Origin of the sequence: Coleofasciculus sp. A1-SPW-01, assembly GCF_040217205.1 — a bacterium.
Taxonomy (GTDB): Bacteria; Cyanobacteriota; Cyanobacteriia; order Cyanobacteriales; family Coleofasciculaceae; genus Coleofasciculus; species Coleofasciculus chthonoplastes_A.
The window spans coordinates 35,905-51,038 of the sequence record NZ_JAVJNP010000023.1; the positions used below are offsets into that span (position 1 = coordinate 35,905).

At 47.0% G+C, this 15,134-nt stretch carries 9 protein-coding genes; 2 read left to right on the forward strand and 7 right to left on the reverse strand.

Annotated elements, in window-relative coordinates; all coding sequences use genetic code 11:
- Positions 1–9: 9 nt before the first annotated feature.
- The 6 genes from infB to RH949_RS04215 all read right to left on the reverse strand — a co-directional run bounded on the left by infB (position 10) and on the right by RH949_RS04215 (position 9,239).
- On the reverse strand, positions 10–3,030 hold the full coding sequence (gene infB, locus RH949_RS04190; RefSeq protein ID WP_446352017.1) for a translation initiation factor IF-2: 3,021 nt from the start codon (positions 3,028–3,030) through the stop codon (positions 10–12).
- A gap of 409 nt (positions 3,031–3,439) precedes the next feature.
- Complete coding sequence (locus RH949_RS04195) at positions 3,440–3,718, reverse strand: YlxR family protein (protein ID WP_446352018.1); 279 nt, start codon at positions 3,716–3,718, stop codon at positions 3,440–3,442.
- Positions 3,719–3,843: 125 nt separating this feature from the next.
- On the reverse strand, positions 3,844–5,223 hold the full coding sequence (gene nusA, locus RH949_RS04200; RefSeq protein WP_006100772.1) for a transcription termination factor NusA: 1,380 nt from the start codon (positions 5,221–5,223) through the stop codon (positions 3,844–3,846).
- 86 nt (positions 5,224–5,309) lie between these two features.
- Positions 5,310–5,771, reverse strand: a complete 462-nt coding sequence (gene rimP, locus RH949_RS04205; RefSeq protein ID WP_006100822.1) for a ribosome maturation factor RimP — start codon at positions 5,769–5,771, stop codon at positions 5,310–5,312.
- A gap of 422 nt (positions 5,772–6,193) precedes the next feature.
- Complete coding sequence (locus RH949_RS04210; RefSeq protein ID WP_044206889.1) at positions 6,194–7,711, reverse strand: hypothetical protein; 1,518 nt, start codon at positions 7,709–7,711, stop codon at positions 6,194–6,196.
- A gap of 256 nt (positions 7,712–7,967) precedes the next feature.
- Positions 7,968–9,239, reverse strand: coding sequence for a general stress protein (locus RH949_RS04215; RefSeq protein ID WP_446352019.1), 1,272 nt, complete (start codon positions 9,237–9,239; stop codon positions 7,968–7,970).
- A gap of 421 nt (positions 9,240–9,660) precedes the next feature.
- Here RH949_RS04215 and RH949_RS04220 point away from each other — a divergent pair, with 421 nt between their 5' ends.
- Together RH949_RS04220 and RH949_RS04225 are read left to right on the forward strand one after the other, a co-directional pair.
- On the forward strand, positions 9,661–11,301 hold the full coding sequence (locus tag RH949_RS04220) for a sensor histidine kinase (protein ID WP_446352020.1): 1,641 nt from the start codon (positions 9,661–9,663) through the stop codon (positions 11,299–11,301).
- Positions 11,302–11,549: 248 nt separating this feature from the next.
- Positions 11,550–12,023 (forward strand): plastocyanin/azurin family copper-binding protein, encoded by a 474-nt coding sequence (locus RH949_RS04225; protein ID WP_006100873.1) that lies wholly within the window; start codon positions 11,550–11,552, stop codon positions 12,021–12,023.
- Between the two features lie 213 nt (positions 12,024–12,236).
- Here RH949_RS04225 and RH949_RS04230 read toward each other — a convergent pair whose 3' ends face one another.
- Complete coding sequence (locus RH949_RS04230) at positions 12,237–15,086, reverse strand: GAF domain-containing protein (RefSeq protein ID WP_006100748.1); 2,850 nt, start codon at positions 15,084–15,086, stop codon at positions 12,237–12,239.
- Positions 15,087–15,134: the final 48 nt, after the last annotated feature.

Consider the following 15,134-nt stretch of genomic DNA (forward strand, 5'->3'; position numbering starts at 1 on the left):
ACCTATCATCTAAGTCGCTGATAGAGTCCGGCGCTTGCTCACCATCTTATAGGTTTCGATGATGTCACCTTCAGTCCAATCATTGAATCTATCAACACGAATACCGCATTCAAATCCGGCATTGACCTCTTTGACATCATCCTTCATCCGCTTCAGCGAATCAAGCACTCCTTCGTAGATCATTTGACCCCGACGTTGCACTCGGATCTTGCAATTCCGCACTGCTTTGCCTGACTGTACGTAGCAACCTGCCACCGCACCACGACCGACGGGGAAGACAGCTCGGACTTCCACTTGACCCAAGGGTTCTTCCACCAATTCTGGCTCCAGTAACCCTTCCATCGCCGCTTGAATGTCATCCAAGAGATTATAGATGATGTTGTATTCGCGCACATCAACACTCTCTTGTTCAGCAGCATAACGAGCGCCGTGAGCCAAAGTGGTATTAAAGCCAATGATTACCGCACCACTAGCCGCCGCTAAGTCAACATCGGTTTCGGTGACTTCTCCAGCCGTCGCTAATAGGACTCGGATTTGAACTTCATTTTGGGGTAATTGTTTGAGTGAACCCAGAATGGCTTCAACGGAGCCTTGCACATCTGCCTTTAGGATCAAGTTGAGTTCTTTGAGTTCCCCTTCTTGAGCTTTGGCAGAGAGGCTATTCAGGCTGACTCGACGGGACGACATCACCTGTTGCAGACGAGATTCGCGCTGTTCTTGGCTTCTCGTATCCGCAACGGCGCGAGCTTCTTTTTCTTGTTCAAAGACGTCAAACTCATCACCAGCAGCCGGGACATCGCTTAAACCCAATACCTCTACGGCAAAGGAGGGGGCTGCCTCGTCTACTCGTTTGCCTCGGTCATCGGTCATGGCTCGTACTTTACCGAAGACCGATCCCGCAACTAGAGTATCACCCACCCGCAGCGTGCCATTTTGCACCAACAATGTGGCAACTGGACCTCTAGATTTATCCAAGTTGGCTTCAATAACCGTACCTTTGGCTAATCGGGCGGGGTTAGCGGAGAGTTCTTCAATGTCAGAAACGAGCAGGATCATTTCCAGGAGCGTATCCAAGTTTTCTTTTTGGATCGCACTCACGGGCACCATGATTGTGTCACCGCCCCATTCTTCTGGAACCAATCCATGTTCCATTAACTCCTGCTTCACTCGGTCAGGTTGTGCCCCTTCCTTATCGATTTTGTTAACGGCAACCACAATCGGCACCTCTGCGGCTTTAGCATGGCTGATCGCTTCTCGGGTTTGCGGTTGCACCCCATCATCGGCGGCGACGACCAAAATAGCAATATCGGTCACTCGCGCTCCCCGCGCCCGCATCGCGGTAAAGGCTTCGTGACCTGGAGTATCCAGAAAGACCACCTGTTGGACTTTATCTTCATGCTCTACATCGACATGGTAAGCACCGATGTGCTGAGTTATTCCTCCCGCTTCGCCTTGTGCCACTTTGGTTTCGCGAATGGCATCCAGCAGCGTAGTTTTACCGTGATCGACGTGACCCATGATTGTGACTACAGGTGGACGCCGAACCAGGTATTCCAAGTCAGCCGCATCCAGCATTTCGGTCACTTTAGTGGCTTCCGATTCAGCTTCTTGTGTCTGAACATCAACGCCAAGTTCTTCGGCAACCATTTGAGCGGTGGGCAGATCCAGGGTTTGGGTGATATTCACGGCCAATCCCTTGAAGAATAGCTGCTTAATCACTTCTGTTTCGGCAAGGTTCAGCTTATTCGCCAGTTCTCGAACGGTTAGCGAATCGTTTAGCACAATTTGCTCGGGACGTTCAGCGACTTCTTGCTTTTCACGACGGCGATCGCGACTTTCTGGTTTACTGCCGGTTTTAACTTCTGGCTTTTTCCTAACCTGACTGGCTGCCGTTGGTGGGGGAGTCTGTCCCGTTTGAGATTTAGGTTTAGGAGGACGAGCGACCGACATACTGACTGCCACAGGAGTGTCAGCTTGTTGGTAGTCACCATCAAACTCTTCCTCATCCTCTTCGATCAGTTTAGGTCGCCGCTTGAGCTTAGCCGCTTTTCCGGGTTTAGCTCCTTCGCGATCTTCTTCTTCATCAATCCATTCTCGTTTCTTCGACTGACGTGGCGGCGTGGGTCGTTTGACTTTAAGATTTTTAAGTTCCGGTGGTTCCAGAAGGGTTTCTACGCCCTCATCGACCTCCTCCTGCTTCTGTTCCTGAGAATCCGAATCGATAGCCGCCACTTCAGGACTCTCACCCGGACGAGTCGGTCGGGAGCGTTTGGGGGGAGATTGAAGTTTAGGAACAGGCTGAGCCGGAGGTTTCGGATGAGCTGGGGCGGGAGATTTAGCCGGAGTTTGAACCGGAGTTGGCGGTTCAGGAGAACTCGTCGATTCAGGCGGCTGAGAACGGTCATCCGACTCTGATGGAGTCTCATCCGATCGCTCGCGCTTCAATTTCGGTCGTTCGACCTGGGTGGGTTGACTGGGTTTCGGTGACGCTGGTCGAACGGGGGGTTGGATAAGTTTGGGTTTGGCTTCCACTTCAGCTTTAGTATCGTTCTCCTGTGACCCTTGAGATGGAGTTAGTGTTTCTGTTTCTGACTCAGAATCGTCCTCCTGCAAATTCACTGGTGTCGTCGGTCGATTAAGCTGGGCGGGTGGACGCGGTGGATTCACAGTCGGCTTGACGGGGGGTTGAGAAGACTTTGACCCAGATTCTGATCCCTGGGAAGAGCTAAAACTGGAACGAGGCTTAGGCTTAACGCTCAAAATTTGCTGTTTTCGCTGATTATTATTGTTAGAGCGTCCATCCGCATGGTTAGCAGATGCTGAGGTTGTTTGGTCACGACCTTTGAGGCTAGTGATCCCCTCAGCATATTTTTCCGCCGCCGCTCTGATTCGCTCAGCTTCAGATTCTGTAATCGTGCTACTGTGACTTTTGACTGCAATATGAAGTCCTTCGCAAATATTCAAAATGTCCTTGTTGTCCAAATTCAATTCCCGTGATAATTCGTAAATTCTGACTTTGCCGTTGTTCATCCACTATTCCCCCGTCGTACATATTGTTACACCATAGCTAAATGATTGAAAGCGTGCGTGGTCATTGGTTTCCGTGCCGGATTGGCTTAAATCAATAAGGTGTCTTTAAGAGTCTACTCGATAACTCACCAATAACTCATGTTACACAGGCGATCATTGATTGACTGTAAGCCAGTTGGATATCTCTACACTCTTAATCAGAGCCTGGATAGTTAACTTACACAAATCTTAACAAAACTAGATAGATTTTCTAGATCCCTAGATCCTCAGTCTCTTCCTCAGGTAGGAGTTGTTAACTTGATCAGGGTCAGACTCACCTCCGAACACCATTAGTAATGGTACTCCTTTACCATCCTAGCGATTGCTTAGGTTCATTGAGAGCCTTGCTGGAGTTTTTTGGATGCTATGCTCAATCGCTGCTGCGTTGGATGCTCCAGGGACAAGGTTCTAAACGCTGCCATAATCGTTGATAAATTTCGTCGGGAACCAATGCCCTCAGCGCTCGTCCCAATCGATTTTTCTTCTGAGCAGCTGCCAGACAACTCGCTTGAGGACAGATATAAGCCGAACGTCCCATGCCCTGATCTAATTTTACCTGTCGCGATGGATGGATTCGCACAACTCGCCATAATGCTTGTTTTTGAGCCACCCGGCGACAACTTAGGCAACGTCGGTAATTGGGTTCCATAAGATTCGGACAATGATTTTGGTGTAGGCTCCATGAAAATCTCTCCCCGTTCCCTCTTGATCAAGTTAGGTGCAAGAGTTCAACGCCCTTAAGGAATCTAACACCTTACTTTGATCCTCCGAAGATTAGGACAAAATATCCTCCTCTTCCTCGTCTTCAGCAAATTCCTCGTCGTCTTCAGCAAATTCCTCGTCGTCTTCAGCAAATTCCTCGTCGGCTAGAGATTGAGGATTTGTCACCTTTGCCTCTAACTCGGCTGGTGAGGAAGTTTCTCTCTCTAGTTGCTCCTCATCCTCTTCTTCATCAGCGAGTTCGGCTTCCCTCTGTGCGATCGCGGCTTGTAACTCCTGCATTTTCTGGTGTTCAGCTTCGTAGTCGTACTTGGCGATATCTTTAATATCAATCTTCCAACCTGTGAGACGAGCTGCTAGGCGAACATTCTGTCCCTCTTTGCCAATAGCTAAACTGAGCTGATCTTCGGCGACCAAAATGTGAGCCTGACGCCCTTCTGGATTCACCAATAAGACTTCCTCCACTCGTGCGGGACTCAGTGCATTGGCTATATAGGTAGCGGGATCAGGCGACCAACGAATCACATCTATTTTTTCGCCGCGCAATTCATTAACGACCACTTGAATCCGCGATCCCCTAGCGCCGATACAAGCCCCAACGGGATCAACATCCCGCTCTAGGGTATCCACGGCAATTTTAGTCCGAGGTCCGACATGACGCGACGGTGGATTAGCTTCTCGCGCCACCGCCACGATTCGCACGACTTCATCTTCGATTTCTGGGACTTCATTGGCAAACAGATAGACCACTAAACCAGCCGAAGCTCGCGAAACCACAAGCTGGGGTCCACGGTGAGGACCTTCACGCACTTTTTTGAGAAAAACCTTAAAGGTACTGCCAATGCGATAGGTATCGTTGGGTAATTGTTCGCGCTTGGGCAGTTCGGCTTCCACTTCCGGCTGACCAAAGCCACTGCTAATCGCCATGATCACCGATTGCCGCTCAAATCGTAGCACTCTGGCTTGGAGAACCGTTCCTTCTAACTCTTCAAACTCTTCTTGGATCAACTTGCGCTGTTGATCCCGTAGTTTTTGGGAGAGTACCTGCTTGGTTTGAATAGCAGCCATGCGACCAAAATCACGTTGATCTGGGGTAACATCCAGAACCACCGAGTCACCTAATTGTGCCTCTGATGCGACTTCTTGAACTTCTTTGAGGGAAATATGATGATCGGTGTTGCCAACTTCCTCAACAATGGTTTTGGTACAAAGAATGCGGAATCCTTCTTCTTCGATATCTAAATCGACTTCAAAGTTGTTAAAGTACTCATCATCAAAATGAGGTCGCTCCATGCGTTGCGCTCGGCGATAGCGCTCATAGCCTTTGATCAGTGCTTCTCTCAGTGCCTGTTGGACTGCTGATTTAGGTAAATTATGGCTTTGAGAGATCTCTTCGATCATCTTTTTTAGTCCCGGCAGATTAACGATAGACATAGGCAAATCTCCATAAACTGTTTATTAGGGGTCGTGAACAACAGAACCCATGCTCAATGACTAAATTTCATAAGATCTAAACAGGTTTAACCCTGCTCATCGAACTGTACTTTAGTCACTTGATCGCGAGGAATGGCGATCGCCCGTCCTTTTTGGTTGATATATACACGGGTATCATCCCGGCGAATTAATTTCCCTCGCCATTCTTTATGTCCTTGGTCAGGTTCAGCGGTGTTGACCACCACGGAAAATCCTTTAAATGCGATGAAGTCTCGGTCTGTCGTTAGCTCTTGCGAGATCCCAGGACTAGAAATTTCCAAAACATAAGCATCTGGAATCAAATCCACGGCATCTAATTCAGCTTCTAAAGCCCGACTCATACGTTCACAGTCATCTAAACCCGTATCGCCGTCGCGGTTGCGGATATCTACCCGAAGTACAGGGGGACGTCTGTTCGTGTGAAACACCGCCCCAACGAACTCCAATCCCAATTTTTCGGCTACTGGGGTTGCCAAATCGATTAGTTGTGGAATCAGGGGATGAGTCATAGAAAAACTTCAACAAAAAAAGTGGGTTCAACCCACCTCCAGGTAAAATTTCTGCCAAGAAGCTTAGCGACGATTGACACAATCTCTACCCTGCTTGTGTACTTGGGAATCGTTTTATAGCTTCCCCAGACTCCGACATCAGGATAGAGTAACTTCCGTTGCTATGTTAGAGTTTAGCGCAATCTTTGCAGGTTGTGGGATCGGGTGACCACAAGCAAAGGGGGTTACGCTGGAGTATTGGTACTGTATTAAGTGTAAGTAAATCGCCCTCAAACCCTTACTGTTCCCTGTTACACACCGAGCGTGTTACCGAGCGTGTTACTGAGCGTGTTACTGAGCGAAGTCGAAGTAAGTCGAAGTAAGTCGAGGTAAGTCGAGGTGTTCCCTAATCTCAACCGTTAACTTTAATTGTGTCCACCCACTTACACCTGTCGCTTTTGCCGAATTGCCCGGGTTTGGTCAAGAATGTCCTCTAAGTCCTCTTGGGACAAACGCTCAACGTAATTAACTTTGACTTCCTCTAAGAAGGCGTTGAGCAAGTATTGAATTTCATCTAAGGTTTTCTGGGTCTGAATTTGGGAACCATAAGCTTCGCCCAGATGACTAATTAAGCGTTGCAGAATTTGATCCCCGACTGGATCATCTGCGATCGCGGCGTCTAATCCATTGTAAAGCGCTTGGGTAATTTGGTGTACCAGTCGTTCGGTTAACTGATTGCGAATTGTTTCTACACCTGGTACTTTCTCTAGTCCCTGATAGGCTTGAGACTGATTCAAAATTTTGTCCACGTTATGCCGTAGCAAGTCTTCTACATCGGTACGGATAGCAGGAAGAACTTGCTCAACAGTCATCTGCACCATAATTTTAGTCAGTGCTGCAACTTCGTCGGTTTCGTTGAGATCGATGTAGGGGCGAACTTCCCGTTGCTGAAGAAAATTGGCTATCTCCCCTTGGCGAATGGAAGATTGGAGTTCGTTAATAATCTGAATCACTACCACTTGGGTCATATCGCCAGCGATTTCAGCGACAAATCCTTGACGCGCTTGTTTTTGGATCGCACTCATATCCACTAGCTTCGCTTGATCCAGTCGGATTGTCACTGGAATGATTCGCAGCCAGCGCCAAAGGGGAATCAACAAAAAGATGTCATACCAACGCCATAACATGGCATCGAGCCAACTAACCCCGGTGCGGTGGCGACTGATCAACCAGGTACGTGCCAAAAATTCTGCCAAAAACAGAGCGAAAAAGGGAAAATCGACGAGTCCAAAATAATCGACAAAATCTCCGGTTTCCCCAATAGGGCGGTAATAATTCGCTGCCATAAGAGGACGAATCTCATCATTAAAAAATTGGAGTTCATCCTCGGGTTCTCTAGCGGTTAAGTTTTCTAAACTCCAAAACTGTCTAAATGATTCTTTCGCTGAATCCTCTTCAGTGGCAATATGCTCTCGCATCTTATTCTTAATTTTTTCCAGATCCCCCGTCTTATCAGCGAGTTGGAAGGGATTTGTCTCAATCATTTCTACGCTGCGTTGGCGCAGATATTCCAGGATTTGGGCAACTTCAGGAGATTGTAAGCTTCTCAGCTTAGTTCTTAAGTTTGTTGCATCAATCTCTGCTTCTAGTTCATTAACTTTTTCCAAATATTGATCTGTGTCTCGGTAGGGTTCAATACCTTTAATTGGGTCATACCACTGTGTAATCGGAGGTAGAGGAACCTCTAAGGGCAAACCAGGAAAACTAACCGGGCCGATGTCAAAACTAAATAACTGGACTTCCCCATGTAGCCAAAAATCTCGCAGAGGCAGGTAGGTCAAGTCAAATAAGACTAAGAAGTAGTTGAACGAAGCCAAAAGCGCCATCACACGTTCAAACCAAAGGGCGCGACGGACTTGACGTTTACTTTTGCTTGGGGTCAGTCTTTGAATGGATGACATATTTTTTCAGGCTAGATCAGCGCCAAGTTTGGCTATAAATAATCAGTAGTTATCGTCAAACTGGGACTGATCAGAAGGGATTCAGTTAAAGTGCTTACTAGAAATATCAATCCTATGAGTGATAAGGTTCACTGTCAAACTAGGTTAGCTGGGCGGTTGTAGACGCGGAGCGGCTTCCCGTAGGGTAACCGCAGCTACACAAACGAAACCCGCCTGCGCGGGTTCCCCACCGTTAACTTTAATTGTCCCCACCTACTTATGGAAAGACACGACCGGGATGAGTCATGGGGGCGCTGGGATTGTTGTAGATCTCCCATTCCTCAATCCCCCGATCGCGCAGAATGGTTTCGGCTTGGCTTATTTGCTCATCCGTTCCCTGAACCAACACCAGATAATCCCCATGAGAGAGGCGATGGCTATATTTTTTGGCTTGCTCTTCGGGAACGCCTAAGTTCGCGAGTATACCGACCAAACCACCAGCAGCCGCACCAATAGCTCCTCCGCCTAATGCAGAAGCGATCGCAGCGGCTTCGGTTCCGACAAATACCACGGGACCCACACCAGGAACCGCTACGGTGACTAACCCAACCAGTAATCCGGTTAATCCGCCCAAGACACCCCCAGCGACAGTCCCGGTGGCTGCATCTTTGGCTTTTTCATGACTCACGGGATCGGTGACTCTCACCCCAGACACCTGATCGGGATGTTCGGCGTCTTTGGCAATCACTGAAACGAGGTTCATGTCAAATCCAGCCGCTTTTAACCCATCGAGAGCCTTTTTTAAATTTTGCTCGTAAGAAAAGACACCAATCGCTCGCTGATTTTGCGTTACAGGTGTTGGTGCTGTTGGTGGTGGAGTAACCGGAGTTACACCCGTCGGTGTTGCACCCAAAGGTTCACCAAAGGGTCCTGTATACGCCGTGCCAAGGGGTGTAGGAGATCCCACTGGAGCCGCCGTTGGGTGAGTATAGCCGGGAGCGGGAGTATTCACCTCAGGACGATTATAACTTCTCCACTCTTGAATTCCTTGGGGTTTCAGGATAGAAGCCGCACGGCTGATTTCCTCTGATGTGCCATCCACTAGGATTAAATAATGTCCTTTTTCTAAGCGATCTTGGTAAAGTTTAGCTTCAGCTTCGGTAACTTCTAATCCAAGTAACGCCCCAAATAAGCCGCCAGCCGCGCTACCAACCGCCCCACCCAAGAGCGTATTACCAATTACTGAAGCCGCTGCACCGCCGACTAAAATGGGTCCAACTCCAGGAAGCGCGATCGCACCCAAGGTACCAATTAAACCGACGATACCTCCTGTAACTCCCCCCGCAACCGCACCAGCCGCCGCACCTTCTCCGGCTTCATTTTCGGTATCGTCTTGCACTTGAACACCAGCAATTTGCTCCTCATCCCGGGCAATGACTGATACTTGGTTCATGGGAAAATCTGCATCTATCAGATGTTTTAGAGCATCTTCGGTAGCTTGTCGCGTCGGAAAGACCCCCACACCTCGCTGATATTGACCTAACGTCATAGTATCCGCCTCCATCTATCTATAGGTTTTCAACCTGATACCCCTATTTCTACATTTCTCTGGCAGACATTCATCAATCGTGCGAGATAACCATTATTAGTCACTTGTCCATCTGTAGGAAGAAAGAATTGTGTGAATCATGCATTGGATGAGGTAGTCGAGGCGGATTTAGTCACATCTAGGTAAAGTACGAAACGATAATCGTAAAACCCGTCCTGATATCAACACTCTATCGCCTGTTCCCTCACATAATGAGGTAGCTTGCTTGTTTTCGGTAACGAGTATGACAAAGGACGAATGACAAATAACCATTCCACGGAAATTGCGACTCAGGGGTTCGGTTCTACGACCCCAGAGAGATGACGAGAGCCAGTATCCTCATAGGTAGACAAGTAGAATTGGCAGTTCATGGGGATAGATAGTGGTGCAAAAGTGGTTGTTACCAAACATCAGCGAAGTTTTAGCTCAGAATACGCCGACTGGGGTGAACAATCCGGTCGAATCTCAGGTTGAATCGACAACGGTTGTCATGGATAAGGGACAGCGCAGTGCGGCGAGTCAGCGGATGAGAGACGAAAGGAGATCGCAGCGAGAATGGCAAAGTGCGATCGCGTCTCTGGAAAAGTTACTCTTACAAGTCCTTTGCCAACAGGATCAAGGTGACAACTCAGCATCTCTAAATGGGTTAGTTTTAGCCGGTCCTGCACCTGTTTTAAGCCACTCTGATCTGCTTTCTCATTTTCAAACGGGGGTGTTTACGACTGAAACTGTAAACCCCTGGAGTTTTATGCCCTTTCAATTGCCTCCAGCTCAACCGGAAAAAGCTCAAGGTACGGTTAATACGACTTATGAACTCTGCTTATTTCCGGCTGACTCATTAACTGAGGAGCAGTTTTGCTTAGTCTTTACCCGTGGCTTTAGTTTAGTTATGGCGGCGGGAGAAGACCCAAATGGTGTACCTGGATTTCGCTTCTCCTTTGATCCAGAGGATGTGCAAAAAGCTTGGGCGTCTCTTTATCCTCGATTATTATTAGCCAATCCCCATCAACTGAGTTATTTAGATACATTAGTTAAGCAGTTTGCGCCTCAGCCTCCCGATTATAAAATTGTTATGCAATTTGGGCGTCAGTTGCTGCAAAATATGCCGGAATATTCTGTAGAACCGAAGAATGAAACCATAGCAGTAACACCGATTAATTCAGTTACTCAAGTTTCTACAGATCCGGCGTACAGTGAGACAATTGAAGACCGGGATTGGCAACCCTTAGCTAAGTCAGAAACCCGGGTTAATCATCGAGTGTCCCAACTCCGTGAATCCGCCCCGGATGTGGAACTTCTGCAAGCTTTAACTCATGAAGTTCGCACACCACTAACGACGATTCGCACGTTAACTAAATTATTATTAAAACGTAAAGATTTAGCACCAGAAGTAATTCGGCGTCTGGAAATCATAGATCATGAATGTACAGAACAGATTAACCGCATGGAGTTAATTTTTAGAGCCGTTGAATTAGAAACAAAAGCGGTGAAAGAAACCCCGGTTAATCTCACATCAATGTCATTGGCTCAAATTTTCCAGACTAGTATTCCCCACTGGCAAAAGCAGGCACAGCGGCGTAATGTTAGCTTGGATGTCGTATTGCCGCAAAATCTGCCCACGGTGGTGAGTAATCCTTCGATGTTAGATCAGGTGTTGACGGGTTTAGTGGAGAATTTTACCCGTACCTTACCCGCCGGCGGTCATATTCAGGTGCAGGTCACTCCCGCTGGAGACCAGTTAAAGTTGCAATTTCAGTCCCAACCTAACCCAGACAATTCGGGGAATTTGGATAAGTTTGGACAGTCAACCTGTCAGACGTTAAAGTCAATTGGTCAGTTATTAATGTTTCAGCCAGAAACAGGCAGTCTGAGTTTGAATCTAAACGTGACCAAGCATTTGTTCCAAGCCTTGGGCGGTAAATTAATTGTGCGTCAGCGACCGCAAACTGGGGAAGTGATGACGATATTTTTGCCTTTGGAAGTTAGGAATAATAGCAGTAATCAAGAGGGAATATTGGTGTAGCAGTCTCACCAACAGCTAGGGGTTTGGTTAAACCCCTGGCTAAAAGCTAAAGTTGTATCATTTCGCGTCACTATCTGGCTGAACTGAGCGCAATTGTGTAGTCCAAGTCATATCATGTTTCGAGAATTCGTCCGTCACATTGAAACCGTTAGCGTAGAACAAGTCAATCAGGTGGCGAAAGAATTACTCCATCCTGATAATCTAGTAATCGTAACGATGTGATCCAAATAGTGCAATATCTGAATACTATGATGCTCAAAAAACTATCCTTAAATCACCCCTGGCAAAATCAATGGCTTCGCCGATGCTTAACCGCAATCATTGGACTAATTCTAGGAATTAACCTAGTATGCTTCCCAGCGATCGCGGCGACTCCAGCCATAGAGGTTAACGTGAGTTTAGGCAATTCAGCCGATGAATTGAAGTTCTTCCCTAACCAATTTGAGTTTGTCGCAGGTAAACGCTATAAACTGTTGCTGGATAATCCTAGTCCCCAAAAGCACTACTTCACCGCCAAAGACTTTGCTGATGCGAGTTGGACTCAAAAAGTTGAAGCCGCCAAAGTCGAAGTTAAAGGAGCAATCCATGAACTAGAACTGAAACCCAGTGGCGAGGCTGAGTGGGTATTTGTGCCAATGAAACCCGGAACCTACGAACTTCATTGTTCAATTCCTGGACATACAGAAGCAGGTATGGTAGGAGAAATTACCATAAAACCTTAATAACTTGGTTAAAAAAGCGATCGCACGTTGGTTAACTTTTCCTAAGATGAGTGAAGTGCGATCGCATCAGACGGGGTATGATTGAGACTATTTTCTGCCAACAATCCCCTAGACGCGATCGGCGGAATAAGGAAATAATAAGGAGAGTCTGCTCCCCCAGCTCCCCCATCTCCCCCAGCTCCCTACCCCACCACAAAATTTATTCAGCAGCCCCTATTTATCCTCGCTTTGAGACTGACGAATGGGAATCTCAATCCAAAATCCAGTTCCTTCTCCTGGCTGAGAACTGCATTTAAAGATTCCCCCATGTTTTTCCACGATAATTTGATAACTAATCGAAAGCCCTAAACCCGTTCCTTTCCCAATCGGCTTGGTTGTAAAAAAGGGATCGAAAATTTGTGATTGAAGTTCTGGGCTAATTCCTGAACCACTATCAGCAATCTGAATGATGATATGAGTTGGAAATGAGCCTTGATTTTCCTCTATTGGTGTGGTGTTATTCGGACTATATTGGTTCTCACTAGTCTTAGATTGAACAGTTGTGGAAATCGTAATCCTCTGGTGATCTGGATTACAGTCTTCTAACGCATCAATCGCGTTGCTCAAAACATTCATAAAAACCTGGTTCAGTTGACTGGGATAGCATTCAACCAACGGCAACTCCCCATAATTTTTGATCACCTGAATCCCTGGATGATTGGATTTTCCTTTCAGGCGATATTGTAAAATCAGTAGCGTACTCTCTATCCCTTCGTGGATATCTACTAATTTTTTCTCGGCTTGGTCAAGGCGGGAGAAGTTTCGCAATGACAAAACTAGCTTGCGAATCCGTTCCGATCCCATTTTCATCGACTCTAAAAGCTTGGGTAAATCTCCTTCTAAAAATTCCAAGTCGATAACATCTAACAATTCAATAATTTCTGGCTCTGGCTGAGGATGATATTTCTGGTAGGAATGAATAATATTCAGTAAATCCTGAGCATACTGACTGGTATAAACCAGGTTACCATAAATAAAATTCACCGGATTATTAATTTCGTGAGCTACTCCCGCAATCAACTGTCCCAGACTCGACATTTTTTCGGTTTGAATCAGTTGGGCTTGAGTTTGCTTGAGATGGTGAAACGCACTTGCCAATTGTTGGGCTTGGGCTTGAGTATGGGTAAATAATTCCGCTTGCTGAATCGCCACCGCCGCTTGATCGGCTAACTTTTTTAGCAGTTTAATCTCTGAGGGAAGCCAATCTCGCCTAGCTTTACATTCTTGAGCAATTAAAAATCCCCACAGAGGTTGCTCCCATCTGGGACAAGGAAGACTATCCAGCATAATGGGTATTTCATTAGTTTGAGGATTCTCCACGCCAATGGGAACAATTAAAGCGGCTTGTACTTGACAACGTTTTAAGAACTCTTGTTGATCCGGAGTTAATCGGGCTTGAGTGACATCCTTAATCACTCCTAAATTACCTCGCTTATACACTTGAATCTGGGCTTTCGAGAAATACTGCTGCGGATCGTCAATATCTAAAAGTGATAACCACTCACCTGTCATCGATTCCACAATAACTTGACCGTGGGAATCATCGGTAAACCGATAAATGATCACTCGGTCAGTGTTCAGCAGTTGACGAACTTCTCGTACAATCGTTTGTAGGGTGGTTTTCAGATCAAGAGTACCGCGAATTTGGTTGGTCACTCGCTGTAGCGCCCGTCCTTGCTCTAGAGATTGCTGTAACTTTGCTGTGCGTTCAGCCACTTGGCATTCTAAGTTACTATTTAGGGCTTGTACTTGAGCATAAAGTTTATATTGCTCGATCGCCATGGCAAAATGATGACCGAGTGCGATCGCTAGTTCAATGTCGTAATTCGTCCACAATTGAGCTTGATTCCATTTGACCTCTCGCCACTGTTCAAAAGATTCACGGGGACTGCGTTGTTCTTCATTGGGGTTAAACTCTCCCGCCCACAAAATTTCTTGCACCACTTGGGAGCGAAAAATACTTAGATAACCCAAGAATGAGGAGCGATAATACAAGGGTATTACTAACCAACCTCGAATTGGAGTCCCATCAAAGGCTGGAGCTAGACTCGCTAACTCTGCGACTTGATGCAAATCATTGACGATGAGTGGCTGACAACCGACAGGAGTCGAAGTGAATTCAGATGAGCCATTGGCTGTGTCAACGGTTCTATCCCCTGTTACCCATTGGACGAACACAGGATGCTCTTCAATCTTCCTCGGACTGTCTTCAAATGTAGGTTGTGTGCCATATATCAGGCACTCTGCCCTCAGATTCACTTGGTCTGGGGCTATATAGAGTCTACCTCCCCCACTCGATAGAGCGCTAACCGTTTCTTGTAAAGCAGCTTGGAGTTGAATGGTGGGTAACGAATGCAGCAAGGTGGAGACACGATTAATCGTCGCTTCGATTTGATGCTGCTGACGGGTTTGGGATAAGAGATTCGACTGAGCAATGGCAATGGACACCTGATCCACCACCGATTGGACAATCTGCAATTCCCGTTGGCTAATGGTACGGGGTGTGACGTGATGAGAGACTAAAAGTCCCCAGAGTCGTTTCTGAGACCGTTGAGCCTGAATATCATAATGGACAATGGGTAAGACCATGGAAGACTGAACCCCCATTGCTCGTAAATACTTGACATGACAAGCATCTACGGGACGATAGTGAATCGGTTGCGGCGTGGAGCGATCATCGGTTTCTGAGGGTTCTAAGGGTGATAAACCAATTAGTCCCTCGGAAACATCCACAATGGAACGCAAGCGCTCAGTGAGGTACAATTGACGGGCTTGTTCGGGAATATCATCGGCGGGGAAGTTTAATCCGTTGAGAGAAGACAGTCGATTGGTGTTGACTGATTCAGCAATCACCTGTCCACCACCCGACGCATGAAAGCGGTAAACCATGACGCGATCGGTTCCTAACAACGATCGCACTTCTGCAACTGTGGCATTTAAAATCTCTTGTAACTCTAAGGATTGGCGAATCCGATTCGTGATCCGGCGCAATAAGTCTTCTTGATCGAGTTCTGGTTGTAACACTCTCCTACTCCTATGAAACACTCTCTGATTCTGGTTTAGGGGGTAATC

What these genes read in the sequence shown, in the direction of transcription:
- RH949_RS04210 (WP_044206889.1), bottom strand. Translation starts at nt 7,711, where the DNA reads ATGTCATCCATTCAAAGACTGACCCCAAGCAAAAGTAAACGTCAAGTC.
- RH949_RS04225 (WP_006100873.1), top strand. Translation starts at nt 11,550, where the DNA reads ATGATGCTCAAAAAACTATCCTTAAATCACCCCTGGCAAAATCAATGG.
- nusA (WP_006100772.1), bottom strand. Translation starts at nt 5,223, where the DNA reads ATGTCTATCGTTAATCTGCCGGGACTAAAAAAGATGATCGAAGAGATC.
- rimP (WP_006100822.1), bottom strand. Translation starts at nt 5,771, where the DNA reads ATGACTCATCCCCTGATTCCACAACTAATCGATTTGGCAACCCCAGTA.
- RH949_RS04195 (WP_446352018.1), bottom strand. Translation starts at nt 3,718, where the DNA reads ATGGAACCCAATTACCGACGTTGCCTAAGTTGTCGCCGGGTGGCTCAA.
- infB (WP_446352017.1), bottom strand. Translation starts at nt 3,030, where the DNA reads ATGAACAACGGCAAAGTCAGAATTTACGAATTATCACGGGAATTGAAT.
- RH949_RS04215 (WP_446352019.1), bottom strand. Translation starts at nt 9,239, where the DNA reads ATGACGTTAGGTCAATATCAGCGAGGTGTGGGGGTCTTTCCGACGCGA.